Source organism: Arthrobacter sp. FW306-1B-F12A, from assembly GCF_058781865.1.
The window spans coordinates 1-25,943 of sequence record NZ_JBYSXD010000043.1; the positions used below are offsets into that span (position 1 = coordinate 1).

Annotated in this window: 21 protein-coding genes, 1 tRNA gene and 1 pseudogene; 10 read left to right on the forward strand and 13 right to left on the reverse strand. The window is 64.2% G+C overall.

Annotated elements, in window-relative coordinates; all coding sequences use genetic code 11:
* Positions 1-84 precede the first annotated feature (84 nt).
* The 5 genes from AC3WJU_RS17495 to AC3WJU_RS17515 form a co-directional block, all read right to left on the reverse strand.
* A complete protein-coding gene (locus AC3WJU_RS17495; protein ID WP_284989628.1) occupies positions 85-912 on the reverse strand; it encodes an amino acid ABC transporter ATP-binding protein in 828 nt (275 codons plus the stop codon).
* Entirely contained in the window at positions 899-1,564 is a 666-nt protein-coding gene (locus AC3WJU_RS17500; protein ID WP_059388188.1) for an amino acid ABC transporter permease, read from the reverse strand. Before AC3WJU_RS17500 ends, AC3WJU_RS17495 begins: the two co-directional genes overlap by 14 nt.
* 15 nt (positions 1,565-1,579) lie before the next feature.
* Positions 1,580-2,398 (reverse strand): amino acid ABC transporter substrate-binding protein, encoded by an 819-nt coding sequence (locus AC3WJU_RS17505; protein ID WP_059388190.1) that lies wholly within the window; start codon positions 2,396-2,398, stop codon positions 1,580-1,582.
* A 256-nt stretch (positions 2,399-2,654) separates the two neighbouring features.
* Entirely contained in the window at positions 2,655-3,362 is a 708-nt protein-coding gene (locus AC3WJU_RS17510) for a hypothetical protein (RefSeq protein WP_306962973.1), read from the reverse strand.
* Positions 3,359-4,084, reverse strand: coding sequence for a hypothetical protein (locus AC3WJU_RS17515; RefSeq protein WP_307052777.1), 726 nt, complete (start codon positions 4,082-4,084; stop codon positions 3,359-3,361). Before AC3WJU_RS17515 ends, AC3WJU_RS17510 begins: the two co-directional genes overlap by 4 nt.
* 224 nt (positions 4,085-4,308) lie before the next feature.
* Between AC3WJU_RS17515 and AC3WJU_RS17520 the strand changes: the two genes are divergently transcribed.
* Entirely contained in the window at positions 4,309-5,979 is a 1,671-nt protein-coding gene (locus AC3WJU_RS17520) for an ABC-F family ATP-binding cassette domain-containing protein (protein ID WP_306962970.1), read from the forward strand.
* Positions 5,976-7,889 carry an ABC transporter ATP-binding protein gene (locus tag AC3WJU_RS17525; RefSeq protein ID WP_284989633.1) on the forward strand — a complete coding sequence of 638 codons (1,914 nt, stop codon included), beginning with the start codon at positions 5,976-5,978 and terminating at the stop codon, positions 7,887-7,889. Before AC3WJU_RS17520 ends, AC3WJU_RS17525 begins: the two co-directional genes overlap by 4 nt.
* Before the next feature lie 15 nt (positions 7,890-7,904).
* On the opposite strand, the gene AC3WJU_RS17530 is transcribed toward AC3WJU_RS17525, so the two are convergent.
* The 6 genes from AC3WJU_RS17530 to AC3WJU_RS17555 form a co-directional block, all read right to left on the reverse strand.
* A complete protein-coding gene (locus AC3WJU_RS17530) occupies positions 7,905-8,837 on the reverse strand; it encodes a GGDEF domain-containing response regulator (protein ID WP_284989634.1) in 933 nt (310 codons plus the stop codon).
* On the reverse strand, positions 8,834-12,148 hold the full coding sequence (locus tag AC3WJU_RS17535; protein ID WP_059388184.1) for a PAS domain-containing hybrid sensor histidine kinase/response regulator: 3,315 nt from the start codon (positions 12,146-12,148) through the stop codon (positions 8,834-8,836). The genes AC3WJU_RS17530 and AC3WJU_RS17535 overlap by 4 nt, the downstream gene beginning before the upstream one ends.
* Complete coding sequence (locus tag AC3WJU_RS17540) at positions 12,145-14,154, reverse strand: glycosyltransferase family 2 protein (RefSeq protein ID WP_284989635.1); 2,010 nt, start codon at positions 14,152-14,154, stop codon at positions 12,145-12,147. Before AC3WJU_RS17540 ends, AC3WJU_RS17535 begins: the two co-directional genes overlap by 4 nt.
* 147 nt (positions 14,155-14,301) lie before the next feature.
* The gene (locus AC3WJU_RS17545) at positions 14,302-14,718 is read right to left on the reverse strand and encodes an NUDIX hydrolase (protein ID WP_492260465.1); all 417 of its coding nucleotides are present in this window, start codon (positions 14,716-14,718) and stop codon (positions 14,302-14,304) included.
* Complete coding sequence (locus AC3WJU_RS17550; RefSeq protein WP_492260466.1) at positions 14,715-15,170, reverse strand: DUF6314 family protein; 456 nt, start codon at positions 15,168-15,170, stop codon at positions 14,715-14,717. The genes AC3WJU_RS17545 and AC3WJU_RS17550 overlap by 4 nt, the downstream gene beginning before the upstream one ends.
* 1 nt (position 15,171) lies before the next feature.
* Positions 15,172-15,244 (reverse strand) — tRNA-Arg (locus AC3WJU_RS17555).
* Between the two features lie 260 nt (positions 15,245-15,504).
* Between AC3WJU_RS17555 and AC3WJU_RS17560 the strand changes: the two genes are divergently transcribed.
* The 3 genes from AC3WJU_RS17560 to AC3WJU_RS17570 all read left to right on the forward strand — a co-directional run bounded on the left by AC3WJU_RS17560 (position 15,505) and on the right by AC3WJU_RS17570 (position 18,413).
* Complete coding sequence (locus AC3WJU_RS17560; RefSeq protein WP_492260467.1) at positions 15,505-16,179, forward strand: DUF998 domain-containing protein; 675 nt, start codon at positions 15,505-15,507, stop codon at positions 16,177-16,179.
* A 277-nt stretch (positions 16,180-16,456) separates the two neighbouring features.
* Positions 16,457-16,903, forward strand: coding sequence for a DUF7793 family protein (locus AC3WJU_RS17565; protein ID WP_059388180.1), 447 nt, complete (start codon positions 16,457-16,459; stop codon positions 16,901-16,903).
* Positions 16,893-18,413 carry a putative bifunctional diguanylate cyclase/phosphodiesterase gene (locus AC3WJU_RS17570; protein ID WP_492260468.1) on the forward strand — a complete coding sequence of 507 codons (1,521 nt, stop codon included), beginning with the start codon at positions 16,893-16,895 and terminating at the stop codon, positions 18,411-18,413. The genes AC3WJU_RS17565 and AC3WJU_RS17570 overlap by 11 nt, the downstream gene beginning before the upstream one ends.
* 76 nt (positions 18,414-18,489) lie before the next feature.
* Here the strand turns inward: AC3WJU_RS17570 and AC3WJU_RS17575 are convergent, their stop codons facing one another.
* Positions 18,490-18,828 (reverse strand): hypothetical protein, encoded by a 339-nt coding sequence (locus AC3WJU_RS17575; RefSeq protein WP_306962957.1) that lies wholly within the window; start codon positions 18,826-18,828, stop codon positions 18,490-18,492.
* Positions 18,829-18,999: 171 nt separating this feature from the next.
* On the opposite strand from AC3WJU_RS17575, the gene AC3WJU_RS17580 reads away from it, so the two are divergent.
* Positions 19,000-20,025 carry a hypothetical protein gene (locus tag AC3WJU_RS17580; protein WP_284989640.1) on the forward strand — a complete coding sequence of 342 codons (1,026 nt, stop codon included), beginning with the start codon at positions 19,000-19,002 and terminating at the stop codon, positions 20,023-20,025.
* A gap of 63 nt (positions 20,026-20,088) precedes the next feature.
* On the opposite strand, the gene AC3WJU_RS17585 is transcribed toward AC3WJU_RS17580, so the two are convergent.
* Positions 20,089-20,715, reverse strand: coding sequence for a hypothetical protein (locus AC3WJU_RS17585; protein ID WP_284989641.1), 627 nt, complete (start codon positions 20,713-20,715; stop codon positions 20,089-20,091).
* 33 nt (positions 20,716-20,748) lie between these two features.
* Between AC3WJU_RS17585 and AC3WJU_RS17590 the strand changes: the two genes are divergently transcribed.
* From AC3WJU_RS17590 to sucC, 4 genes and pseudogenes are all read left to right on the forward strand, one after another.
* Entirely contained in the window at positions 20,749-21,591 is an 843-nt protein-coding gene (locus tag AC3WJU_RS17590; protein ID WP_284989642.1) for an inositol monophosphatase family protein, read from the forward strand.
* A 66-nt stretch (positions 21,592-21,657) separates the two neighbouring features.
* Positions 21,658-21,828, forward strand: a pseudogene (locus AC3WJU_RS17595) (UDP-N-acetylglucosamine 2-epimerase); the annotation flags it as partial.
* Between the two features lie 153 nt (positions 21,829-21,981).
* Positions 21,982-24,513, forward strand: a complete 2,532-nt coding sequence (gene pcrA / locus AC3WJU_RS17600) for a DNA helicase PcrA (RefSeq protein WP_284989643.1) — start codon at positions 21,982-21,984, stop codon at positions 24,511-24,513.
* Between the two features lie 250 nt (positions 24,514-24,763).
* Complete coding sequence (sucC, locus tag AC3WJU_RS17605) at positions 24,764-25,933, forward strand: ADP-forming succinate--CoA ligase subunit beta (protein WP_284989644.1); 1,170 nt, start codon at positions 24,764-24,766, stop codon at positions 25,931-25,933.
* The last annotated feature ends 10 nt before the right edge of the window (positions 25,934-25,943 follow it).

Sequence of the window (25,943 nt, forward strand, 5' to 3'; positions counted from 1 at the left end):
GCGAGGGCCCCGGCCTGAGCTTGCGAAGGCTGGGAGCCGGTGGGGACTTGCGAGGCGAGGGTGGCGGTGGGGATCAGTTGGGGGTCAGACGTCGTGCTGGAGGCGCTTGACGAATTGCTTGGTGCGTTCCTCCCGCGGCTCGCGCAAGACATCCGCTGCTGGTCCGCGCTCCACCACTACGCCGCCGTCCATGAAGATGACTTCGTCGGCAACCTGGCGGGCAAAGGCGAGCTCGTGCGTCACGATCACCATGGTCCAGCCTTCGTCGGCAAGTTCCTTGATGACACCGAGCACTTCGCCCACCAGTTCCGGGTCCAACGCCGAGGTGGGTTCGTCAAAGAGCAGCAACTGCGGCTTGAGGGCGAGGGCGCGCACGATTCCCACCCGTTGTTGCTGGCCGCCTGACAGCTCGAAGGGGTAGGCGTCTCGTTTGTCCGCGAGGCCCACCCGGGCCAGGAGCCGCTCGGCCTCCGCGACCACTTCCGCCCGTGGACGCTTCTGGACCTGGAGCGGTCCCTCGATGATGTTCTTGAGCACCGTCATGTGCGGGAACAGGTTGTAGTGCTGGAACACCATGGCACTGCGATCCCGGAGGGCGGCGATCTCCCGCTTGCCCACGCTGCCCGCGAAATCGAGGGTCAGTCCTGCGCCGGAGCCCCGGACCGTCCCCGCGTCGGCGTCCCCGAAGGTGACCGTTCCGGCGTCGGGCACTTCGAGGCCGTTAAGTGAGCGCAGGACGGTGGTCTTTCCCGAACCGGACGGCCCGATCAACGCGACCACCTGGCCGCGCCTGACGTCGATGTCGATTCCGCGCAGCACCTTGTTGCTGCCGAAGGCTTTGGCGAGGTCCCGGGCAGACAGCACCAGCCCGGAGTTCCCGTGGGGGGCGTTGCTGGGCTCAGTGGGCGACATAACGGTCCAATCTGCGCTCCAGGGCGGACTGGCCCGTGGAGAGGACGAGGCAAATGACCCAGTAAACCAGGGCGGACTCGAGGTACAGGATCATGAATTCCTGGCTGAATGCGGCGATCTGCTGGGCGTTGCGGAAAAGCTCGGTGACCAGGATGAGCGAAGCCAGCGAGGTGTCCTTCACGAGGGAAATGAAGGTGTTGGACAGTGGAGGTACCGAGACCCTGGCCGCTTGCGGGAGGATGATCCGCACGAGCGTCTGCGGACGCGACATTCCGATGGTGTGCCCGGCCTCCCACTGGCCCTTGGGCACCGACAGGATCGCGGCGCGGATGACCTCGGCCGCGTAGCCGCCCACATTGAGCGAAAACGCGATGATGGCGCTCGGCCACGGCTCCAGCTTCACGCCGATGCTCGGGAGACCGTAGAAGATCACGAACAACTGCACCAACAGGGGAGTCCCACGGATCACGGAGACATAGAAGCGTGCGACGCCGGAGAGCAATCTGTTGGGGCTCAAGCGCAAGAGGGCAACGAGGAGCGCCAACGCCAGGCCAATGGCGAACGAAGCCAGGGTGAGGGGGATGGTTCCTGTGACGGCGCCCCCGACGATTGGCCCGAAGGAACTCCAGACGAGGTCCCAGTTGAAGGTCATCTGATTGGCCGCCGGCTACTTGGTAACGTCTGCGCCGAAGTACTTCTGGGAGATCTTGGCGAGGGTGCCATCGGCCTGAAGGTCCGTGAGCGCTTTGTCGACCGCGGCTTTGAGTTCGGCGGATCCCTTGCGGAAGACCATGGCGCTTTGCGTCTTGTCGGTGGTCTCCGCGGCGATCTTCAAGCCGGAGTCCGGAGTGCTCTTGGCGTAGTCGAGGTAGGTCAGCTTGTCGTTGACGGTTGCGTCGACGCGGCCTTGGCGGACCAGGGTTGCGGCTTGCGCCCAGCCTTCGACGGACTGCACGTTGGCGCCTGCGTCAACTGCCATCTTGTAGAAGTTGCTGGTCAGCGACTGCGCGGTGGTCTTGCCTTTGAGATCGGCGAAGCTGTTGATGGAGTTGTTGTCCGACTTGGTCACGACGACGCCATTGGAGATCGTGTACGGCGCCGAGAAATCGTACTTGGCCGTGCGTTCGGGGTTGATGGAGATCTGGTTGGCGATCATGTCGAAGCGCTTGGAATCAAGACCCGCGAAGATGCCATCGAACTGGGTTTCCTGGAAGGTCGCCTTCACTCCGAGCTTGGCAGCGACGGCCTGGGCGATCTCGACGTCGAAGCCCGTGAGGGGACCGGCCCCGTTCTCGTGGAAGCTGAACGGCCGGTAGGTGCCTTCCGTGGCAATAACGATCTCGCCCTTGGACTTGATGGCGGACAGCGAGGTATCTCCACCCGACGTCGACGACGGCGAGGAACCACCGCCGCAAGCGGTCAGTGCCAGCGCGACGGCGGCCAGGGTTGCGGACAGTGCTGTGCGGCGGGTGGGCAGGCTCTTCATGAAAGCCATCTTAGTCACGGGACCGGACTGGGGTGCTTCGGGCGGTGTCCGGCGTACACGGGAGGACGCTTAAAAAGGCTGAGTGGGGGCGGTCCCCAACAGCCCGCCACCACTCATCCCCCCAAAAGTGCTCCCGCACGCGCCACGAACCTTGGAAACCCGTTCATTGATTCAAAGGTCAGGCTGCGTCGCCTTCACACATTCATAATTATGGCACGATATAATGGATTTATGAAAGAGGTTACGCGGTATGTTTTTAAATTACCGTGCGGCTAGTCCGGCTGGCAACGGTTTTGGACAGCCAGATGCCTCCCAGGCCAAGTGCAGTGGCCAAAGCGGCAGAGTAATTGATGAGCGGCCGCAGCCACGTATTCGTTGGCGGGATGAGCGGAAAGACCTGTGAAACCGTTAGCAAGGCAAGGCCCAGGAGCAGTGTCGCTGAGGCGGCCCGGAGCAGAACGGGACCCGAACCTCGGACCGATCGCCAGATGCCCGGGATGAGGCATACGGCAACGTAGCCCGGGTAGAACCTGCCCAAGGCCGCATACAGATCAAGGGCCGGCCCAGGGTCAAGGTCATTCAGGCCAACCGTGGAGTCCCGGGTGTCCATCGAGAAGAAGAAGAAGGCCGTGAGGACCGCGGTTGCTCCCAAAACGGCCAAGCCAATCGGCCCGCGGATGGCGCGTTCTCCGCCAGCTGAGCCAAAGGCCCTGGCCACCTTGATGCCCATGAGCAGGAACGTTCCGTAGAGCAGGAACCGGAGCAGCAGGTTGCCGAGGTTGAAGTTGCCCAGCCACCCGTCAATCAGCACATAGGGACCCTCGATGCTGAGAAGGATGTCGAGGGAAATCAGTGCGAACAAGACGAACATCATGCGGTTCTCGCCCCGAACGGCGCTGGGGATGCGAATGGCCGTCAAAATGAGGCAAATGGAGAGCGTAGCCCACGCCAACACGGTGGTCATCCCAGGTTCTCCCAGATTCTGTTGCTGTGGTCGAGCTCGTGCTCATGGCGGCGCAGGGCCTTGCCCAGGGCCTGCAGCCGCTCTCCGGCCAGCAGGGCCAGTTCGCCGTCCGTCATCCTGTCCAGGGCGTCCCGCCGCGCCCCGGGGGGCCATCCTGCCTCGGCCTCGGTGACGAGGCCGCTGGCCACGAGGCCTCCGGCCGGTCCGACGCCGGCCGCCCGGGACGTTGCCAGGGCCAGTTCCGGGGGCAGCCGGTTGGCGGTCAGGTGCGCGGAGAAGTTCTGCGGTGCGATCCCGGTGGAGCCGCTCACCCGGTGGCGCAGCTCGCCGTCGTCGATCGCGTCCACCCAGTTCCTGACTGAACTACCGTGCGGGGTCTCCGCCAGGACCAGGGGCGGGACGCCCTCGCCGGGATCGGAGCGCTCGACGACCGCACGCAGCAGATCCATGGTGGACACCTGGCTGACGAGTTCCGCATCAGTGGGGGGAACCGGGGTTCCGCGAAGCGCCGCGTAGGCCTCGAATTGTGCCAAAGCATCGAAGGGATTCATGTCGAAGGCCCGGCTGATGCTCACGAGCGAACTCTCGGCCACCTTGCCGCGAACCAATTGCTGGGCCAGTGTGGTGCGTTTCACTCCCGAAAAGCGGCAGACATCGGCCGTGCTGGTGTTCGGGGCGATCCCGTGCAGCCAGCGTTGGAACGCCTTGGAGGGGAGGGACATGAACCACTTTCTGCTAGACGGTTTCAGGTCTGCGAAGTCGATTTTACGATGCAGGCACATTGAATTATGCTTGATTCTCGAACCCGCTGGTCCGCACACCCCCCAAGTACGGACCAGCGGGTTCTTCCATGCCCCGGTCTTTCGGACGGCAGGGTATTCGCACGGCCGCCCTTTCGCGTGGCCGGCCTTTCCGCTCAGGAGCGGAGCAGTGAGAGGATAGACCAATGACTGCAACGCTTGTCGCCAAAGAGCTCTCCGGCGGCCACGGTCACCGCACCTTGTTCTCGAAGCTCTCCCTCACCGTCGCGCCAGGAGACGTCGTGGGCGTCGTCGGCGCCAACGGCGCCGGGAAATCCACCCTGCTGCGCATCCTCGCGGGAGCCGACCGTCCCCAGGAGGGCACGGTCAGCCTCGCTCCGAGCGACGCCTTTGTCGGCTGGCTGCCCCAGGAACACGAACGCACCCCAGGCGAAACCGTCGCCGCCTACATTGCCCGCCGCACTGGTTGCGCCCAGGCCACTGAGGAGATGGAGGCCGGAGCCGAGGGGCTCGCAGCCGGAACCGCGGAGGCCGACGACGCGTACTCCCTGGCTTTTGACCGCTGGATGGCATCGGGTGCCGCGGACCTGGAAGACCGGATCCCCGCGGTGCTGGCGGAACTTGGCCTCGAATCGGGTCCCGATGCGCTTATGACGGGCCTGTCCGGCGGGCAAGCCGCCCGCGTTGCCTTGGCTGCGCTCCTGCTGAGCCGCTTCGACGTCGTGCTGCTCGACGAACCCACCAATGACCTGGACCTCGACGGACTGGCCCGGCTTGAATCGTTCGTCCAAGGCCTTCGAGGCGGCGCGGTGCTGGTCTCGCATGACCGCGAGTTCCTGGCGCGCTGCATCACCAAGGTGCTGGAACTGGACCTGGCCCAGAACAGCGTGGCCGTCTACGACGGCGGTTACGATTCCTTCCTCGAAGAGCGGGCGGTAGCAAAGCGGCACGCCCGCGAACGCTACGAGGAATTCGCCAACACCAAGGCGGATCTCGTATCCCGGGCCCGGACGCAGCGCGAATGGAGCTCGCAGGGCGTCCGCAACGCCATGAAGAAGAGCCCGGACAACGACAAAATCCGCAGGGCCGCGAGCGTTGAGTCTTCGGAAAAGCAGGCCCAGAAAGTCCGGCAGATGGAATCCCGCATCGCCCGGCTCGACGAGGTGGAAGAGCCGCGCAAGGAATGGCAGCTGCAGTTCAGCATCGGCCAGGCTCCGCGCTCCAGCTCCGTCGTCGCAACCTTGCGCGACGTCGTGGCACACCAGGGCGACTTCACGCTGGGACCCGTCAACCTCCAGCTCAACGCCGGCGAACGCATTGGCATCACGGGACCCAACGGCGCGGGAAAGTCCACCCTCCTGCGGCTGCTGCTCGGGATTCAACAGCCCGACGCCGGAGATGCCTCCATGGGTGCATCCGTGGCGATCGGCGAGATCGACCAAGCCCGCGGACTGCTGGCGGGGCACCTCACCCTGGCAGACGCCGTCGAATCTGTCCTGGTCGACTGGAACTCCGCGGATGTGCGTACCCTGCTGGCCAAGTTCGGCCTCAAGGCGGACCACACCTCCCGGACCGTGGATTCCTTGTCCCCGGGCGAACGCACGCGCGCGGCGCTCGCTCTGCTGCAGGCCCGCGGCGTCAACCTGCTTGTCCTGGACGAACCCACCAACCACCTCGACCTGCCGGCGATCGAACAGCTCGAGGATGCGCTTGACGGCTACGAAGGCGCGCTCCTGCTGGTCACGCACGACCGCCGCTTGCTCGAAAACGTCCGGCTCGATTCCCGCTGGCACCTTGACAACGGCACCGTGACCGAACTGCACCACACTTCCGGAATGGGGAATCACAAGCCATGAGCATGGATGGCGTCGCCTGGCGCTCGCTCTACAACATCACCCGCGCCAAGAGCGGCTCCCAGCCGTTCTCGCGGGAAACCATCCGGCGCGTGCTCGCTTTCGCGAAACCGCACCGCAACAAGCTGATCGCCTTCGTGCTGGCCTCCATCGCTGGTGCGTTCCTTGCCGTGGCCACCCCGGTGCTGGCCGGCAAAGTGGTGAACGCGATCATCGCCCATGCGGGCGTGGACGTCGTGGTCGGGCTGGCCGCGCTCATCGCTGCCGTGGCCGTCGCCGACGCCGGAGTGGGACTACTGACCCGGTGGCTGTCTTCCGTGATCGGCGAAGGCGTGATTGTCGACCTGCGGACGCGGGTGTTCGACCATGTGCAGCGCATGCCCATCGCCTTCTTTACCCGGACCCGTACCGGAGCCCTCGTCAGCCGGCTCAACAACGACGTCATCGGAGCCCAGTCGGCGTTCGCGGGCACTCTCTCCGGTGTAGTCAGCAACGTCGTGTCCTTGGCGCTGACCCTCATTGTCATGCTCAACACGTCCTGGCTCGTCACCGTCCTCGCGATGGTGCTGCTGCCGATCTTCCTCATTCCCGCACGCCGCATGGGCTCCAAGCTGGCCGACCTCCGTCGTGAAGCCGCGTCCCACAACGCGGCCATGGGAACCCAAATGACGGAGCGGTTCTCCGCACCCGGCGCCACGCTCGTCAAACTGTTCGGCCGCCCGGACGAAGAGTCCGCCGAGTTCGCCCTGCGCGCCGGCCGTGTGCGTGACATCGGCGTCCGCACCGCCATGTTGCAGTTCACGTTCATCACCGCACTGACCCTCGTTTCCGCCCTGGCCCTCGCACTCGTTTACGGACTGGGCGGTTGGCTTGCGCTGAGCGGGCAACTGGCCGCGGGCGACGTCGTCGTACTGGCGCTGCTGCTTACCCGCCTGTATGCGCCGCTTACCGCACTGTCCAGTGCCCACGTTGAGGTCATGAGCGCGCTGGTCAGCTTCGAGCGGGTCTTCGAGATCCTGGACCTCAAGCCGCTCATCCAGGAGAAGCCCGACGCCGTCGCGGTGCCTTCGGGCCCTGTTGCGGTGGAGTTCGACGACGTCCGCTTCGCCTATCCGTCCGCGGACAAGGTGTCCCTTGCCTCGCTGGAGGAAGTGGCGACGCTTGATACCCGCGGCGGCGAGGAGGTCCTGCACGGAATCAGCTTCCGCGTGGAGCCCGGGCAGACCGTTGCGCTCGTGGGGTCCTCCGGCGCGGGCAAGTCCACCGTGGCCCAGCTGCTGTCCCGGCTGTACGACGTCGACTCCGGCGCCGTGCGATTGGGCGGGCATGGGCGAGGTACCGGCCTGGATATCCGGGACGCAACGTTCGATTCCCTCCGGGCGACCCTGGGCATGGTCACGCAGGACGGCCACCTCTTCCATGAAAGCATCGCCTCCAACTTGCGGTTGGCCCGGCCGGGAGCGACGGACGAGGAAATGTGGGACGTGCTCCGGCGCGCCAGGCTCGAAGCGATGGTCCGTTCCTTGCCGGATGGCCTGGAGACCGTGGTGGGGGAGCGCGGCTACCGCCTTTCCGGAGGAGAACGCCAGCGGCTCACCATCGCACGCCTCCTCATCGCCCAACCCAGGGTCGTCATCCTCGACGAAGCAACGGCAGCCTTGGATTCCACCAGCGAAGCCGCGGTCCAGGCGGCCTTGGGCGAGGCACTCGAGGGACGCACCGCCGTCGTGATCGCCCACCGGCTCTCCACCATCCGGGCCGCCGACGTGATCCTGGTGGTGGAGGACGGATCGATCATTGAGCGCGGCACGCACGCAGAGCTCCTCGCCGCAGACGGGCGCTACGCAGAGTTGTACAACACTCAGTTCGCTGAGGCGACGGCTGTGGCACAGGAAGCTGTTCCGGAGCTGTAGGCGCGGTGCCGGGCTTCAGCTCCTGGTGTGTTGACGGACTTCCGGGGCCACTTCCACGCGGTTCCTGCCGGCGGACTTGGCCGCGTACAGCGCCATATCGGCCTCTTTGAGGAGCCGCTCGCTGCTGACTCGATGGCCGGGCACAAAGGCCGAGAGACCGGCGCTCAAGGTCAGGGTACCCGAGGGGTTACCTGAGTGCGCGATGCCCAGCTCCCGCACGGCCTCCAGAGCGCGGGCGAGCCTGGCTTCTGCGCCGGATACCGTCTGGCCCGGCAGCAGGAAGAGGAATTCCTCCCCGCCGAAGCGGTAGATTCCGTCGCTTTCGCGCCCTTGGGCGGCAAGGGAGGCCGCAACCGACTGCAATGCGAGATCTCCGGCCTGGTGGCCATAAAGATCGTTATATCTCTTGAAGTTGTCCACGTCGCAGATCGCCAGGCTGTAGTCCGTTCCGTAACGGGCGCACCTGTGGTGCAGCTGTTCCAGGTCCTCCGAGAGCTTCAGCCGGTTGTGGAGCTTCGTCAGGGGATCGGTGCGCGCTTGCTCCGCGAGCGCGGCACGGTAGCGTGCAAGATCGGTGTGCAGCGAAGTCACCCTTTGAGCCACGAGCAGCCGGGTATGCAGGGCGAACGGGTCAAGCGGCTTGGCCACGTAGTCGTCAGCACCGGCCTGCATGCCCGCGACGACGTCCTCGCGTGAATCTTTCGAGGTGACAAGGACAAGGTAGGTGTAGGAGTCCTCTTCCGCGCTGCGAATGGCGCGGCAGAGTTCCAGTCCGTTGAGTCCGGGCATCATCAGGTCAGTCACCACAACTTGCGGCCGATGTTGCCTGTACAGCTCCCAAGCGGAATTGCCGTCCGCGGCCACGATGCATTCGTGGCCGGACTGCTCCACTGCCGCCTTCGCCACGAGACGCGAACCGAAATCGTCGTCCGCCACCAGGACCTTCACGAGGCCACCGACAGGGCGTGGTCCAACGCTTTGTCAACAAGTCCCAGTTCGGCCTCAAGGCCGGCCAGGAGCGCGGGATCGACGGGCCCGCCGCTTGATGAGCTGCGTTCCAATTCCTCGCACATCCGTGCCGCGCGCGCGGCCCCGATGTTGGCTGCGGCTCCTTTTAGCTTGTGGGCAACGTGCCTGAAAGTGTCTCGGCTTCCGTTGTCCAAAGCGTGGCGGAGTGCCTCCAAGCTCGGTTGGATGTCTTGCCTGAAGGCCTGGGCGGCGGCGGGCAGCAACCCGAGCCCGTCCGCCGGACCGAGGTCACGCAACGTTTCCAGCCTCGCGGGGTCGAGGACAGTGCCGCCGCCTTCCTTCGATGTTTCCGGTATCCATCGCGAGAGAACCCGCTCCAATTTGTCCACGTCCACCGGTTTGGTCAGATAATCGTCCATGCCGGCCGCAAGGCAGCGCTCACGATCCTCATCGAGTGCGCCTGCCGTCATCGCAATGACCGGCAGCCGCCTGCGCCCATCGTGCCGTGCCCGGATGGCTTTGGTGGCCTCGAATCCGTCCATGACGGGCATATGGCAGTCCATCAGGACCGCGGCATACTCGGTGGCCGCAGTGGCGGCGACTGCTTCGCTGCCATCGGCGACGACGTCGGCCTCGTACCCGAGCTTCGCAACCATGCTGCGGGCCACGAGCTGGTTGACCTCGTTGTCCTCGACGACGAGAATCAGGCCGCGCGAAGGCTGGCTGATGGTCACCGGGATGGCTGGAAGGACCACGGGAGCCGCGAGCGGGCGGGCCGCGACAAGACGCATGAGGCGGTCGTAGAACTCGGAGCTGCGCACCGGCTTGGTCAGCCATTCCTGGACCCCGGCGGCCACGAGTTCGGCTTTGTCCACATTCATGGTGGACGTCAGCATGATGATCCGGGTGGATGCGAGCGCGACGTCGGTGCTCAGCTGGTGTGCCAGCTCCAAGCCGTTCATGTCCGGCATGCACATGTCGAGCACCGCAATGTCGAAGGGACGTCCGGCGGCGGCCTCTTCGCGGCAGCGGTCCAGGCCCTGTTGGGCGTCGCTGACAGCTTCCGGTTTCATCCGCCAGCCAGCCAATTGCCCCTCGAGCACCAATCGGTTGGTCGAGTTGTCATCCACCACAAGGACCCGGAGTCCCGTGAGCTGGTCGGGCGAGATCGACGCCGGAGCTGCCGCAGCTTCGCTCACTGCCAAGGGAAGGGTGGCCCAGAAGGTGCTCCCGTTGCCCAAGGAACTGTCCACCCCGATTTCGCCGCCCATTACCTCTGTAAGCCTCCGTGAGATCGCCAGTCCAAGGCCGGTCCCGCCGTACCGCCGGGTAGTGGAGGCATCGGCCTGCGAGAACGACTCAAAGAGCCTGTGGTGGTCTGCCGCATCGATCCCGATCCCGGTGTCGCGGACCTCGAAGCGTACACGAACGTTCGCGGATTCTTGCTTCACGAGCTTCACGCTGATGACAACTTCCCCTGAGGGAGTGAACTTCACGGCGTTCGAGGCCAGGTTGAGCAGGATCTGCCTGATGCGGCCGGCGTCGCCCACCAGCATCGCCGGAACCTCCGGGCGGCAGTACGCAATCAGCTCCAGGCCTTTGGCCTGTGCGGCCTCGGCAAGGAGGACCGCGAGTTCCTCCACCAAGGTGCGTGGATTGAAGGGAGCAGGGTCCAGATCGACCTTGCCCGCTTCGAGTTTCGAGAAGTCCAGGATGTCATTGATCAAGGACAGCAGGGATTCGCCCGCGCCCTTGACGCCTTCGGCATATTGGCGCTGGGTTTCCTCCAAGGGGGTGTCCAGCAACAATCCGGTCAGCCCGATCACTCCGTTCATCGGCGTGCGTATCTCATGGCTCATCGTCGCGAGGAACTCCGACTTCAAGCGGCTGGCTTCCTCGGCGGCTTCCCGGGCGGTCACCAACTCGGCCTGGGCGATCCTGCGTTCGGTGATGTCCTGGGCGATCGTGGCGACTCCGCGGATGCCGCCGGTGCCGCGGATCGGAGACATCGTCAGGGAAACGGGAACGATGGAGCCGTCGATGCGGACCCGTGCTGTTTCGTAGCTGTGGGTTTCCCCGCCGGCCCGGATGCCCGCCAAGAGCTCTTCTTCCTCCTCCTGAAGTTCGTCCGGAATGATGAAGGAAACATGCCTGCCGATTGCCTCGGCGGCGCTGTATCCGTAGATCCGTTCGGCTCCGGGATTCCAGCTGGTGATGACACCGTCCAGTGACTTGCCCACGATTGCATCCGCTGAGGAGTTGACGATCGCGCCGAGACCTTCAAGTTCCGCTGTACGCTCGGCAACCTTGGATTCGAGATCCCGCGTGAGGTTGATGTTCTCGAGGATGATCAGAATCTGGCGGGTGATGGCCAGGGCCAGGGCAGTGAGCCCCACGGCCTGGAGGAAGGGGTCCCCGGGACGCCCGACCCGTATGGGCGCCACCATCACGGCACCCAGGACAGGGACGTAGGGGAGCAGTTCCAGGGCCAAGGTGTAGAGGCGCCGCTCCGTCCGGGGACGCGGGGCGTAGGGGACCAGCGGGGCGAGGGCTATCAGCAGGAACGCCGTGATCCAGCCTGCCGCCAGGGGAGTTCCGGTGAGACCTGTGACGCCCTCGGACGTCAGGTCCACGTACGTACTGTCAGTGATCGCAAGGACGAGGAGTCCGCCACCCAGGCAGACCCACCTGAGGCGTTCCCCTGGTGCCCTCCGCATGGTGAGCATGAGGACGATGGAGACCATCGCAATGTCGGCAACCGGATACGCGAGGCCGGTGAGGTGGACGAGGGTCTCCTGCCCTTCGGCCTTGTACATGGAGCCGAGGACGGTAGCCCAGCTCATGAACAGCACTGCGGACGCAATCACTGCCGAATCCAGGAGTGCACGCAGGAAAGCAACCGAGGAGACCCGGGGACGAGGGAACAAGTAGAGGGCTATGGCGGCAGGGATCGAATAGCCGACGAAAGCGGCGTCGGCCACGGAGGGGTAGGGGTAGTCGTGATCGAGCGTCAAGCCGTAGAAGGTCCAGATCGCTTGTCCGGTGGTCCAGATCAGCGTGGCTAGGCCCATGACCCGCCACGCACGGGCGCTTTCATCCTTGCGCCGCCCCGCCCATGCACAACTGGCTGTGGCGAGCAGCGATGCTGCCAGGATGGCGAGGTCACCGGCTGACTGGGCCCCGGACGTCCCTTGGTTTGCGCCGAGGATCGCCGCCAGGATGGCCACTGCTGCAGCGGTGACGATAACAGTCCAGGCGAGGGCGGGCCTACGCAAGGCGTGGCCGTTCATGCCGACTCGCGGGTTGCGACGGCAGGGACCCCGGGAGGAAAGCCGGGCAGTGCGTTATCGGGAGTATGAAACAGCCAGAGCGAGAGCCTGCGGTACGCCTCCCAGTCGCGGTCACGAACCCGTAGCGAAGCAGTGTATTCTCCCTTCGAACTAGACCACACCCGGACGATATCCAGGGGGATCCGTGCGTCTCCCGGGAGTTCCAAGAGTACGCGGCCTGATTCCGGTAGCGCGTCCGCCCCGACCCGGACTGCGGCGCCTCCCATGGAAATGTCCAGCAGTTGGCCCGGGACCCCGGAAACCGTGACAGGTACCTTGACGGTGACCCGGTGGGCGCTCCTGCGTGATGTGGCGAATTCGGCGGCCCTGATCCGGAGCGTCCCCAGCACCAAGACAACCCCCGCCAGCACCAGCCAGACTCCGGCGGCAATCGTGGAGCCAGGACTCGTCCGCCAGGGCACCCAACCGAGGACTCCGGCCGTCGCATAGAGAATAATCGCGCCCACGATGACAATCAGCACAATGAGGATCCGCGGGGCCCTTCCGCGGAGTCGAAGTTCCGCGGCGCCTTTCGGGGTGACTTGAAACTCCAAGGACTTCCGGGAAACGAGCCACCAAAGGCAGGCCATCCCGACAGGAACCCGGAAAATCCGCAGGGCGAACGCCGTCGGCCAGTGGATCTGGTGGCGCATGAGCCTCTTGGCGCCCCACAAACGCACCCAGAACATGGCGGCGAAGGCAAGGGTGAACTCAACGGGCCCGGCGGTGGAGGTCTGCGCGCCGGAGACCATGACCGCCATGGGGATGATGAAGGCAATCAAGGTGGCAATGCCCTCAAGCCACCATAAGGTTCCGTTGATGTATTCGTGGAAGTTCCGCCAGGTCATCCAGCTCTTGGCCGCCCAAAGGCGCTCGTAGGTCAGGATCTGCATCGCGCCCATGCCCCAGCGTCTGCGCTGCAGCAGGTATTGATCGGCCGTTGCCGGGGCCAGGCCAACTGCCAGGGTCTGGTGGTGGTACACGGTCTTCCACCCGAGCCGGATGAGCTTGAGGGTGGTGTGCATGTCTTCGGTGATGGTCTCGGTGGCTACTCCACCTACCTCGCGAAGCGCCTTGATCCGGAGCAGCGAGGTTGAACCGCACCAGAAAGGTCCTGCACCGGGAACATTGCGCGAAGGCATCAGGACGTTGAAGAACAATCCCTGTTCGCCGGAGATGCCGTCGTCGTCGAAGGCTCCTGAGTTGTAGAACGCCTGCGGCCCCTGGATGAGGGCGATTTCCTCGTCGGCGAACCAACCCAAGGTGGCCGTCAGGAATGTTGGGAGGGGCACGTGATCGCAGTCGAGCACGGCAATGATGTCTATTGGGTCTTTTCCGGCTGCTTCCTCCGCAGCCATCAAATCCAATGCATGGTTCATGTTGCCCGCCTTGGCATGGTCGTGCTCGGCGCGGGTGACCACTCTTGCACCGAAGGATGCGCACATCTCGGCAACCCACGGGCGGCTTCCATCATCCAATACCCACGTTTCGTGGCGCGGTTGAAGCGCGCAGGCCGCGGCGATGGTGGGCGCAAGGACTTCGACCGGCTCGTTATACGTGGGGATCAGCACGGCGACCTTCATGCCATTGGGAGCTTGGGCAACCGGCTCAGGCGCATAACAGTCGATGTTCCACAGAGTGATGGATTTCAGGACCAGCCCTATCAGGGGAAGGGCCTCAAACGTCACCAGCGTCCACGCGATGACAAGATCCCCGCCACCAAGCGGCATGGTGAATGCGACCCGCCACGTCAGGTAGAGCAACAACGCTGCTATCGCAGCTATCCCGCCGGTCCTGGCCATTCTGCGGGAACGGGGAGCTTCGGGCGCGGGAGAACCCAGTTGCGCCGCCCAGCCGGCCATTCCGGCCGTCGAGTACGCCTTGACCTCCACAGGAGTGTCACGGAACTGCGGACGTTCTCCGCCGACGTCCCCCCGGACGCGTCGGCGCTGTTCAAGAGATTGCATGCGATCCCCCAGCTGGATCTGACAATGCAGCCTGTATCAAGTTAAAACAAACTGTGCGATCACTATAGCCAGTTCTCACCGGATTTTCATGGCAAAACAGGGAAGTTCAGGCCCCGACACGCATGGCTTTTCCGGGAGCGGGAAGGCCTACTTTTTCGCGAGCAGGGGCAGGACGTGGTCCGTCAGGAGCGGAGCCAAATCGTCCGGAAGTTCAGCAGAGAGATCCAACCACCGGATCTCTGCGATCTCGGCCGAAGGGCGGGCTTCCCACGTGCCCGGTGCGGTGAAGACGGTGGCCTCGATGTCAGTCGCGGCCTCATTGGCGGCGACGGCGAGCCAACTCCCCAAGGCCTCAAGGTCGGCCGGGTCGACCTCGATTCCGACTTCCTCGGCCAGCTCGCGGGATGCCGTCTCCGCCGCGGTTTCACCTGGCTCGGGCTTGCCGCCGGGGTGCATGAACTTGTCCGTGCCGCGCTTGCGCACGGTCAACAGCCGTCCGGCGTCGTCGTAGACGCAGACCGCGCTGACTACTATCAGGTCCTTGGCTGGACTGTTGCTGGTCATGTCTCTCTCCTTAGCCGGGATTCGAGCAGCAAGTCCTTGGCTGGTCCGTGCACGTCCCAGGCGTAGCTGAAGGCATCCGGCCCGCCCGAGAGGTAATTGACTTTGTAGTCATCGGGATCGCACCAGTGGGTGTCCTCGTTGGCGTGGTCGCGGAAGCTCATGCGGTGGAACGGTTTCCCATCAGGGAAGTAGACATCCATGGCTTCGGGGGAGTCGGAAGGCCGCAGGAGGTATTCGCGGAAGGCGGGGCCGGTGTGGGTGGGCCAGGTCATGGTGCCGTCTTCGCGAAGGAAGAGACCGCCGTCGGGGGTTTCCGAATAGCGCACGACGCCGGCAAAGGTACCGCGGGTGCCGCCCGCCCGGTCCCACAGGGACCGTTCCACGGTCCAGCTGCCCAGCAGGTAAGCCCGCAGGTCTTGCGTCGGAGACGATTCGCGCAGCTGGTCTTTCAAGTGCCCTCGATTGGAATCGAACCAACGACACCGGCTTTAGGAGAGCCGTGCTCTATCCACTGAGCTACGAGGGCCTGTGCGCGTGCTGGAAGCTCCTGGGAGCCGCTCGCCGGGCACGCATACAAGCATACAAGCTGCCGGGGCGGCCCTCGAACACCGACGCCGGCAACACGCGCTGCCCGGCAACACCGGCGGCGGCGCACGCGGCACCGCATGCGGGTGCCGGCGTTAGGCTGGCCCGCATGAGAGAGCAAATAACCGTGGTGGGGGGGGGCGGGCCCCCCACCTCCCGGAGCTCGGCACCATCCGCTCGAACATCGGCGGTTGGGCCCAGTTGAGCGTGGTGCAGTATTTCGTGGCCGAATCGGCGGTGATCGAAGCCTGGCGGGGCCCCGGACCCTACGACCGCCGGACCGGGTTCATCAGTGATCTTGGCGCGCTCAAGTGCGGGGTCTACGAGCACCGCGACATCTGTTCGCCCCTGCATCTGCTCATGAATGCCTCCTTCGTAGTGCAGGGCCTGGGCATGCTTTTCGGGGCGATCCTGCTGAGTTCGGCGCTCCTGTGCATTGCGGCCCGTCCCGGCGTGCGGATCCTGCAGGGTGCCGCCTACCGCAAAGCGCGGCCCACCGCCGTCGCGGTCCGGTTCCTGGCGGGTGTCTCCGGGCTGGGAACTGTGGTTGTTGGGTTTGTGCCGGAAGACCTGGGTTCACCCTTCCATCTTGCGGGCGCCCTGATGTTCTTTATCGGTGGAGCATTCGCACTGTTGCTCCTCGGGCTGCTCTGGCTGCCGCATACAGCGATGAGCTGGTTCATCCTGGCGTGCGGGACGTTGACGCTGGGCGCCTTGGTGGTCGGCGGCCTGACACGGATGGATGTCCCCGAACCGGGAACCCTGGAACGACTGATGGCCTATCCGGTCACGATCGGATTTTCCGCCGCGGGACTTGTGGTGGCGCAACGGGTCCGGGAAGTACGGCGAACGGCGGCGCGGCTTGCGAAACGATGAGTTTTCGCGGGTAGCCTCATGTCAGCGGGTGGGCAATCTTTGCATTATCATGAGTGCACTCACCGGAATGGCGCCGGGCTGAGGGTTCCATGCAGTCTTGGCGCAGATTAGATTGACCGACACGGCAGAACATAGGACCCATGACTCATCAGCTTGTTCTGCGTCGTCCGGGACACGCAGGCGATACATCCCCCATAAAGGCAGCATCCCACCCCTCGGGTAATGGCCTTCGGGACCTTCGCGGGCCGATCGCCCGACGGCGGCAGGTGGCGCGGCGATGAGCTCCCAGACACTCCCCGCCCGGGATTCGCGGATTCCCGATGATGCCCTGGATGCTTCGCCTGAAGACGTGATGGTCCCTGCCGATCAGATCACCGTTGACTTGGCGGAGGACGGCATTATCGAGGTCACCCTGCCACCGAACAGCGTAGTCCGCTCACCCGAAGCCCAGGCGGCCGCGGCGGCTGTTCGTATGTTTGCGGACGGACGGCGGCTCCCGCTTCTGCTCAGGGTGACCGGAGTACTGTCCGTCACCGACGACGCGCGCCTGACCTACACGAATTCCGTGGCTATTTCGGCCTGCGCCCTCTTGGGGGAGAGCCCGGTGGACCGGGTGATTGCACACTTTCTCCTTCGCGCGAAGCCAGGCTCCCTTCCGGGACGGTTCTTCACGTCCGAGGCGGAAGCCCGTGACTGGTTGAGAGAGCACCACCGTGAATCATGAGCCCCAGGACCCGCGGCTGCTTGCCCTCGTTGAAGGGGTGGTCCGGATCGCGGACGGAGACCTCAGCACGAGGATCCCGGTCTCCGGCCCGCGGGACGAAGTGGCTGCAGTCATCACTGGGATCAACCTCATGGCCGACGATCTTCAAGCCATTTACCAGGAGCTCGAGGAGCGGGTCGAAAGCCGGACTGCCATGCTGCGCGAGGCCCAGATCGAACTCGAAAGGATGGCGCTCACTGATCCGCTGACCCAGTTGGCGAATCGCACGGCACTCGAAAGGGCGCTGAACCATGAACTCGTCGAATCCGAGCGGGGTGAGCTCCCGCCCGCGTTGCTCGTTTTGGACTTGAACTCATTCAAGGGGATCAACGACACTCTGGGGCACGGCGCCGGGGATACCGTCTTGAAGGTTACCGCCAGGCGCTTGCTCGCAGCGGTCCGCGACACTGACATGGTGGCGAGGCTCGGCGGGGACGAATTTGCCGTGATGCTGCCCAAATCCAATGCGGCGCATGCGCGTGGCGTTGCCAAGCGGATCCTTCGGGCCGTCGGTGAGAGCATCGACATCGGCGAAGTCCGGATCATCTGTGGAACCAGCATCGGGCTCCGGGTCGCCGAACCAGGGCAGTCCGTGGACGACCTCGTCATGGAAGCCGACACGGCCATGTATGCGGCAAAGGCCGAGCAGGGGAGCAGCGTCAGGGTTTTCGAACCGGCTTTGTTGTACGCGCGCCGGCTCCAAGGACTCATGATCTCGGAACTGCGTGAAGCCATCCGGACAGATCAGCTGGTCCTCCATTTCCAGCCTGTTGTCGAGTTGGCCTCGGGGCGGATTGAAGGCGCTGAAGCGCTGGTGCGGTGGAACCACCCCGATAGGGGATTGTTGATGCCGGATGCATTCATCCCGTTGGCCGAGGAAACCGGCATCATCATCGATCTTGGCTATTGGGTTCTCCGGCGGGCGATGCAGCAATTGCGCGAGTGGCAGGACGGTCCGGGCATGGACGAAGACTTCAGCATGCGGGTCAATATTTCCACCACCGAATTGCAAAGCCTGGAATTGATCGAGCATGTGCGGGAAGTGCTCGCCGAAACCGGAGTGGAGGCATCCAAGCTGGTCATCGAGCTCACGGAGTCAATGGCCGTGAACGGAAGCGACATCGACAAATACTCTCTGACCGGCCTCCGGCGACTCGGTATCCGGCTGGAAATCGACGACTTCGGGACAGGCTATTCGTCCATCAGCTACCTGCGCAGCCTTCCCGTCAACGTGGTCAAGATTGACCGCTCCCTCATCCAAGGGCTGGGCACGGACGACAAGGAGCGGGCCTTTGTGGCGGCTGTTCTCCAGCTCATTCACGCCTGCGGGATGCAGGCTGTTGCCGAGGGTATCGAAACGGCGGAGCAGGCGGCTGAGCTTGCCCGCCTGGGCTGCGCCAGTGGCCAAGGGTATTACTTTGGCCGGCCCATGGCGGCGGATAAATTCGCGGAACTGTTGCGAGGCGCCTGAGCATGCCTCCTCCCGGCAATGGAAGACGGGCAGCGGAAAGGCACCGGACCTTAGGTCCGGTGCCTTTCAGGTATTGCTAGTTGGAGGGAGTGGAGTTGGTGGCGGAGTTCGGCCACCAGCCAGTCGCCTGAGGCGAACCCTGAGTGGTGGAGTTCGGCCACCAGCCAGTGGCCTCTGCCGAGTTCTGGGTGGTGGCGTTGGGCCACCAGCCGGTGGCCTGGGCCGAATCCTGTGCGAAGTTGGGCCACCAGCCGGTAGCCTCCGCCGAGTTCTGTGCGAAGTTCGGCCACCAGCCCGTGGCTATGGACGAATCCTGTGAGGGGCTCTGGCTGCTGGCGGACACAGCTGCCGAGCCGGTAATTCCTGCGAGCAAGATTGCTGCTGCCGCGAGGAGCGCGGCGAGAGTTCTTTTCATGCGAAAGCTCCTGATGATATGTGACTGATGCGACTGGAGTGAACGAAGTGAAGCACGCTCATTATAAGAGTAACGACACGCCGTGTCATCAGTGTCCGTCCGGACGGTGGAGAAACATGCTAAACGCTCGCCCGAATCATAGGCGGAGTGTCTCAGGGACATAATGGAGCCATGGGAGAAAAGAAGGTTGCGCCGTCGTACGCCGCTGCGGAACTGCAAGCGAGGGGTCACCGGGCCAGCCATGACTTCGCCAAGGCTGCCGATGGTGCGCGCTCGGCCGCCGATATTGCCCTCGATGAGGGCGATTCCGCCGGATGGTGGAACATGACTTTCCTCCAAGCGGAGAATCTTCTCGACGCAGGTGATTTCGCTGCCAGCACTGCGCTGGCGAGATCCCTTTCCGAGGCATCGTTGGCTGTCGCCTCACCCCAGCACCGGGCCCGGGCACTCATCTTGATGGCGAACTCCCTTCGGGGCGAAGGGCTGTTGGAGATGGCCACCTCGGCTGCGGCGTCGGCAGTTGGACTGGTCGATGATGACGCAGACATGGAAATCGACGTCCATGCGCGGCAGGCACTGATCGCCGCGTTTGGCGAGTCCGGCAAACTGGAGGAGGCGTGGGAGGAGTGCCTGTCCCTCTCGGCGAGAATTTCTGATGAAATGGATGACCAGTTGGCCGGCAAGGCGTACTGGGTCATCGGGAATGTGGCGTTCCTCTGCGACAAGGTAGCTGAAGGCCTCCACTACCATGAGCTTGCCGCGGAAACCTTTTCCCCTTCGCGGAACCTTGATGTCTGGGCCAAGTTCAACAAAGCCTCGGCCGCGATGAGGCTGGCCGCTGAAGTGGCCGATGCGGCCACCCTTCGGTGCATTGAACGGGCGGAGCTTGCCACGGATGTCGTCGGCGGCAGCGAAGAGGAAATTCTCCTGCTTCGCCTCAACCGCGCGCATTGGAACTACCTGGCAGGAGACGCCGGGGCGGCGCTTGAGCTGCTGAACGAAATCAGTCGCAGCGCTGACCAACTGCCCGCGCAGATGGCAGGCGAGGTATTCCTCTTGATGGCGCGGGCCCAAGCCGGTACCGGGAACAAGCAGGCGGCGAAAGAAAGCCTGGTCGAAGCGGCCGATCGCTTCGAGAAAGCCGGCGCCCACCAGCGTGCCCTCCAAGCCCGGGAGATGCTTGAGCCGGGGGCCTGATTCGGAAGCCCGATTCTGGGCCGGGGTAGCGCGTGCGGGCGTTGGCTGCGTTCGGCGCTTCTGCTAGGCGCTCTTCGAACGCCGCCGCCCCACAAACACAGCCGCACCGCCGGCCGCAAGGCTCAGCAGGAACAGTACCCAGCCCACAACGGTGAGCGTGGAAGCCAAAGCCACCTGGCCGGCGTCGGGCGTTGCCGATCCTAGCGCGGCGTCCACCGCCACGTTGCTCCACAAACGGACCACGGCGAACAGCAGGGGAGCAGCCCACAGCGTCCAGCGCAGTGCCTTTCCGGCCACATTGGTGCCGATGAGCAGAAGCCAGGTGAAACCGAAGATCAGCGGAAACAGGGTTCCGGCGGTCTTGTGGATGTAGCTGAGCTGTCCGCGGGCGTCGTCCGTCATGGCGCCATGCAATTGGTGGACGTAATCGGTGGAGAACCCGCCGATGAGGGAATCGGGCATGGCCATGCCGCCGGACAACTGGGTCATCTGGTTCAGGGTCAGCAGGTGCACATACCAAAACAGGAAAAGGCTGGCCACGACCCCGGCAATCACTATGAGGCGGCCGTTGTTCTGGGCCTTCTCGGGCGACCGCTGGGTGGTGGGATTGATCACCGACGGCAAGTGGTGCTGGGGGAGAGCGGCATTGGCGCCGTGCTTCTTGATGCGTTGGGCTGGGGTCTTGGCCATGTCATTCATTATCCCGCCACATAAGCTGGACCCATGACCACTGGCAGGCACTCCGCCACAGAACTTGATCCATCGCTCGACGACTACGAACTCGCTGCCGCCCTGGTCCGGGAAGCCGGGCAGCTTGCCCTGCTGATGCGGATGGGCGGCCTGCAAGGCGAACGGAAGACCTCGGTTTCGGACGTGGTGACCGCCGCGGACCATGCGGCCGAGGCCTACGTCCTTGAGCAACTGCGCCGTTGCCGCCCGGATGACGGCATCCTGGGTGAAGAAGGAAGCTCGGTGGCTGGAAGAAGCGGCCGCACCTGGGTGATCGATCCCGTGGACGGTACCTACAATTTCCTGCACGGCTCCACCTATTGGTGCTCCGCGATCGCCTTGAAACGCGAGGGCACGGCATCACCCGGGACCGCCTCGGATGCCGACGTCATTCTCGGGGCCATCTATCAACCGGAGCTCGACAAGCTTTGGACCGGCGGCGAAGGGCATCCCGCGACCCTCAACGACGAACGGATTCCGGGACCGTCGGGTGCTGCCCTAAGTGAACTCGGTGCCGCGACCTACATCCACCCCACGTGGCTCGCCGATCCCCGAGCCGCCATGCCCTGGCATGCTGCAGCGGTGTCGGCAGCTTCATTGCGCATGTTCGGTTCCGGCTCTTGCGATCTCGGCCGGGTGGCCGACGGTGAACTGGGCTGCTGGTTCCAACACAGCTGCCCCGAGTGGGACTGGCTCCCCGGCAAGGCGATCGTCCGCGCGGCCGGCGGGGACACCGACGTCGTGCGCGTCAACGGCCTGGACTGGTTCCTCGCGGGGGGCCCGACGGCGGTCCGGGAGTTGCGTGCGGCGCTCACCTCGGTGCCGCAATTCGCTTGAGGATGCGCCTCCCTTGGCAACCGCACTGTCCTGCTCGTTTACGGGACCCGTCCGGAGGCCATCAAGATGGCGCCGCTGGTCCAGGCCTTGCGTGCAACCGGCCGTTACAAGGCGCCAGTAGCAGTGACCGGGCAGCATGCCGCGGGGCTGGCGGCGTTTTACCAGGGAATTCCGGTGGTCCACCTCAAGGCCGGACTGCGTAGCGGCAACCTGAATTCACCCTTTCCAGAGGAAGCCGGCGAGCCAGCGAACTTGTAGCTCCTAAGAAGCATCATTGGGAGGGCACTTCGGAGCCGCGGTATTTTCCGACCGAACACTTTTTTGACGCAGCCCGGGGAAGGGCATGCGGGTCCATCAGTGTCAGGGCCACCGCCTAGACTGGTAAACACCATGGATATGTTGTTTGACCCGTACGCTGATGGCCCCTTCAAAGCGGCAAGCCGAGCTGCCACCAAGGCCGCTCCGGCCATGCTTTCACGCGCCGGAAGCGGCGCTGCGCCCGGTGGTAGTGCGCCCGGTGGGGGTGCGTCCTGGGCCGGCAAGCCCGGCGGTGGGCAAGACGGCGGCCACTCGGGCCTGCCGTCTGCGGAGGCGTTGCTCGAAGGGTTGAACCCCCAGCAGGAGGAAGCCGTCAAACATGCCGGCAGCCCTTTGCTGATCGTGGCCGGGGCCGGTTCGGGCAAAACCCGCGTGCTGTCGAACCGCATTGCGTACCTGATCGCCACCAGGCGGGCCCATCACGGCGAGATCCTGGCTATCACCTTCACCAACAAGGCGGCCGCGGAAATGCGGGAACGCATCGAAGCCCTGGTGGGTGCCCGTGCCAAGTCCATGTGGATCTCGACGTTCCACTCCTCCTGCGTGCGTATCCTGCGCCGTGAAGCTACCAACGTGGGGCTGAACTCCAACTTCTCCATCTACGATTCCGCAGACTCCCTGCGGCTCATCACGCTCGTAGCGAAGAACCTGGACCTCGATCCCAAAAAGTTCGCGCCCAAAGCGATCCAGCACAAGATCTCGGCCCTCAAGAACGAGCTCATCGATGACGACGCGTTCGCCTCAAGCGCCAACTACAACGAACCCTTCGAACAAGCCGTTGCCGAGGTCTTCAAGGGCTACACCCAGCGCTTGCGCCAGGCCAACGCCATGGACTTCGACGACCTCATTGCGCAGACCGTCTACATGTTCCGGGCCTTCCCCGCGCTCGCGGAGTCCTACCGCCGTCGATTCCGCCACGTCCTCGTGGACGAATACCAGGACACCAACCACGCACAGTACGCATTGGTCCGCGAAATCGTCGGCGAGGGTCCCCAGGCGAGCGAGCTGACCGTCGTCGGCGACTCCGACCAATCCATCTACGCGTTCCGCGGTGCGGACATCCGCAACATCGTCGAATTCGAGAAGGACTACCCGGAAGCCCGCACCATCAAGTTGGAGCAGAACTACCGCTCCACCCAGAACATCCTGAGCGCGGCGAACTCCGTTATTTCGCGCAACCCCAACCGCCCGGACAAGAAACTCTGGACGGCCGAGGGCGACGGCGAGAAGATCATCGGCTACGTAGGCGAGAACGAGCACGACGAAGCCCAGTTCATCGCCAAGGAGATTGACCGGCTCCAGGACGAGGAAGGCCTGCGTCCCGGCGACGTCGCCATTTTCTACCGCACCAACGCCCAGTCCCGCTCCATTGAAGACGTCCTGGTCCGCGTCGGACTGCCGTACAAGGTGGTGGGCGGCACCCGCTTCTACGAGCGCAAGGAAATCAAGGACGCCCTCGCGTACCTTCGCGTCCTGGTGAACCCGGACGACGACGTCAATTTGCGTCGCGTCCTCAACGAACCCAAGCGGGGAATCGGTGATCGTGCCGAAGGCGCCGTCGCGGCGCTCGCCGAGCGCGAACGCACGTCGTTCATGACTGCGGCGCGCAAGGCGGACCAGGCTCCCGGCATGGCCACCCGCTCCGTGAACGCGGTCCTAGGCTTTGTGAAACTCCTGGATGACCTGGCCGAAGTGGCTTCGGGTTCCGGGGCTGCGGCAGCTTTGGAAGCAGTACTGGAACAGACCGGGTACCTTGCCGGGCTCCGCGCCAGCACCGATCCGCAAGACGAATCCCGCGTGGAAAACCTCGCCGAACTCGTGGCGGTGGTGCGGGAATACGAGCGCGACAACCCCGAAGGCTCACTGGGTGAATTCCTGGAGCAAGTCTCCCTCGTAGCCGACGCCGACCAGATCCCGGACGCTCCCGAAGGATCCTCCGAGGACGCAGCCGCCGCCGTCGCAGAGGCCAAGCGGATGGGAGTCGTCACGCTCATGACGCTCCACACGGCCAAGGGCTTGGAATTCCCCGTTGTCTTCCTGACCGGTATGGAACACGGACTTTTCCCGCATCAGCGGTCCGCAACCGATCCCAAGGAACTGGCAGAAGAGCGTCGCCTGGCCTATGTGGGCCTCACCCGTGCACGGAAGCGCCTTTACGTGACCCGCTCGGAAGTCCGCAGCATGTGGGGCCAGAGCCAATACAACCCTGCCAGCCAGTTCCTCGAGGAGATCCCTACCGGTCTCGTGGAGTGGAAACGCGAGGGCACCTCCCGCCAAGTGAGCGGCTGGGGGAACGCCCCCATCGGTTCCGGGCGTTACGGGGGCTCCTTCTGGGGTGCTGGAACCTCGCGCGGGGCCGCAGCCAGCGATACGGCGGGCTTCAACGCGGACGTGCCGGCCGCCGTCGTACGCAATCGTGTCCAGCCGCAAAAGGAAGTGGTCGCCGTCGTCGTGGGGGACAAAGTGAACCACACGAGCTTCGGCAACGGCACCGTGATCGGCGTCGAAGGCGCCGGGGACAAGACCGTGGCGAAGGTGAAGTTCGACGTCGGCGAGAAACGGCTGCTCTTGCGTTACGCGCCGCTGACCAAACTGGATTCGTAGCGGCTCTTGAAGCCGGAAAACCGCGTCATATAGGGGTTTTTCTACGGTCGATAGAAGTGTGTGCTTACTCACTTAACAGGTACTGTAGAACCGGCTGGCCTCCCCGGGGGGCTAAAGTTCGAGAGGAACTTGCGCAATGTGACCGGCCGCTTGGCGGCCGTTCGATGCGCACCTATCCGCAGCCGGTTTTCGCGGTCACCGTGGTTTCCGGCTGTACAGAAACTACTTCGACGTAGAAGGACACTAAACCGTGGACCTGTTTGAATATCAGGCGCGCGATATGTTCGAAGCGCACGGTGTACCCGTGCTCGCCGGCATCGTGGCGCACACTCCTGAAGAAGCAAAGGCTGCTGCCGAGAGCATCGGCGGCGTAACCGTCGTCAAGGCGCAGGTAAAGGTCGGTGGCCGTGGCAAGGCCGGCGGTGTCAAGGTCGCAAAGTCCGCTGACGAAGCGCTTGAACACGCTACCAACATCCTTGGCATGGACATCAAGGGCCACACCGTCAACAAGGTCATGATCGCCCAGGGCGCCGACATTGCTGAGGAATACTACTTCTCCGTCCTGCTGGACCGGGCCAACCGCAACTACCTGGCCATGTGCTCGGTTGAAGGCGGCATGGAAATCGAGCAGCTTGCTGTTGAGCGCCCCGAGGCTCTCGCCAAGGTCGCGATCGATCCCGCCGTCGGTATCGACCAGGCCAAGGCCGACGAAATCGTCGCCGCTGCCGGTTTCTCCGAAGAACTGCGTGGCAAGGTTGCTTCCGTCATCCTGAAGCTCTGGGACGTCTTCAAGAAGGAAGATGCAACCCTTGTTGAGGTGAACCCCTTGGTCAAGACCGGCGCTGGCGACATCGTTGCCCTTGACGGCAAGGTCTCGCTCGACGAGAACGCCGGCTTCCGCCACGTTCACCACGGTGAACTTGAGGACAAGGACGCAGCCGACCCGCTCGAGGCCAAGGCCAAGGCTCAGGACCTCAACTACGTGAAGCTTGACGGCTCGGTCGGCATCATCGGCAACGGCGCCGGTCTTGTGATGTCCACCCTCGACGTCGTCGCTTACGCAGGCGAGAACCACGGCAACGTCAAGCCGGCCAACTTCCTGGACATCGGCGGTGGAGCTTCCGCTGAGGTCATGGCCGCTGGCCTGGACGTCATCCTTGGTGACGAGCAGGTCAAGAGCGTATTCGTGAACGTCTTCGGTGGCATCACCGCGTGCGACGCTGTGGCAAAGGGCATCGTCGGTGCACTGGCCGAGCTTGGCTCCAATGCCAACAAGCCGCTGGTTGTCCGCCTCGATGGCAACAACGTCGAAGAGGGCCGCCGCATCCTGGCCGAGGCCAACCACCCGCTGGTTACCCTGGCAGCCACCATGGACGAGGGCGCCGACAAGGCCGCCGAGCTCGCCAACGCAGCGAAGTAAGGGACGCAAG

Coding starts and splice junctions, on each gene's coding strand:
- AC3WJU_RS17495 (WP_284989628.1), bottom strand. CDS start 912: ATGTCGCCCACTGAGCCCAGCAACGCCCCCCACGGGAACTCCGGGCTG.
- AC3WJU_RS17500 (WP_059388188.1), bottom strand. CDS start 1,564: ATGACCTTCAACTGGGACCTCGTCTGGAGTTCCTTCGGGCCAATCGTC.
- AC3WJU_RS17505 (WP_059388190.1), bottom strand. CDS start 2,398: ATGAAGAGCCTGCCCACCCGCCGCACAGCACTGTCCGCAACCCTGGCC.
- AC3WJU_RS17510 (WP_306962973.1), bottom strand. CDS start 3,362: ATGACCACCGTGTTGGCGTGGGCTACGCTCTCCATTTGCCTCATTTTG.
- AC3WJU_RS17515 (WP_307052777.1), bottom strand. CDS start 4,084: ATGTCCCTCCCCTCCAAGGCGTTCCAACGCTGGCTGCACGGGATCGCC.
- AC3WJU_RS17520 (WP_306962970.1), top strand. CDS start 4,309: ATGACTGCAACGCTTGTCGCCAAAGAGCTCTCCGGCGGCCACGGTCAC.
- AC3WJU_RS17525 (WP_284989633.1), top strand. CDS start 5,976: ATGAGCATGGATGGCGTCGCCTGGCGCTCGCTCTACAACATCACCCGC.
- AC3WJU_RS17535 (WP_059388184.1), bottom strand. CDS start 12,148: ATGAACGGCCACGCCTTGCGTAGGCCCGCCCTCGCCTGGACTGTTATC.
- AC3WJU_RS17540 (WP_284989635.1), bottom strand. CDS start 14,154: ATGCAATCTCTTGAACAGCGCCGACGCGTCCGGGGGGACGTCGGCGGA.
- AC3WJU_RS17545 (WP_492260465.1), bottom strand. CDS start 14,718: ATGACCAGCAACAGTCCAGCCAAGGACCTGATAGTAGTCAGCGCGGTC.
- AC3WJU_RS17565 (WP_059388180.1), top strand. CDS start 16,457: ATGAGCTCCCAGACACTCCCCGCCCGGGATTCGCGGATTCCCGATGAT.
- AC3WJU_RS17575 (WP_306962957.1), bottom strand. CDS start 18,828: ATGAAAAGAACTCTCGCCGCGCTCCTCGCGGCAGCAGCAATCTTGCTC.
- AC3WJU_RS17580 (WP_284989640.1), top strand. CDS start 19,000: ATGGGAGAAAAGAAGGTTGCGCCGTCGTACGCCGCTGCGGAACTGCAA.
- AC3WJU_RS17585 (WP_284989641.1), bottom strand. CDS start 20,715: ATGGCCAAGACCCCAGCCCAACGCATCAAGAAGCACGGCGCCAATGCC.
- AC3WJU_RS17590 (WP_284989642.1), top strand. CDS start 20,749: ATGACCACTGGCAGGCACTCCGCCACAGAACTTGATCCATCGCTCGAC.
- pcrA (WP_284989643.1), top strand. CDS start 21,982: ATGGATATGTTGTTTGACCCGTACGCTGATGGCCCCTTCAAAGCGGCA.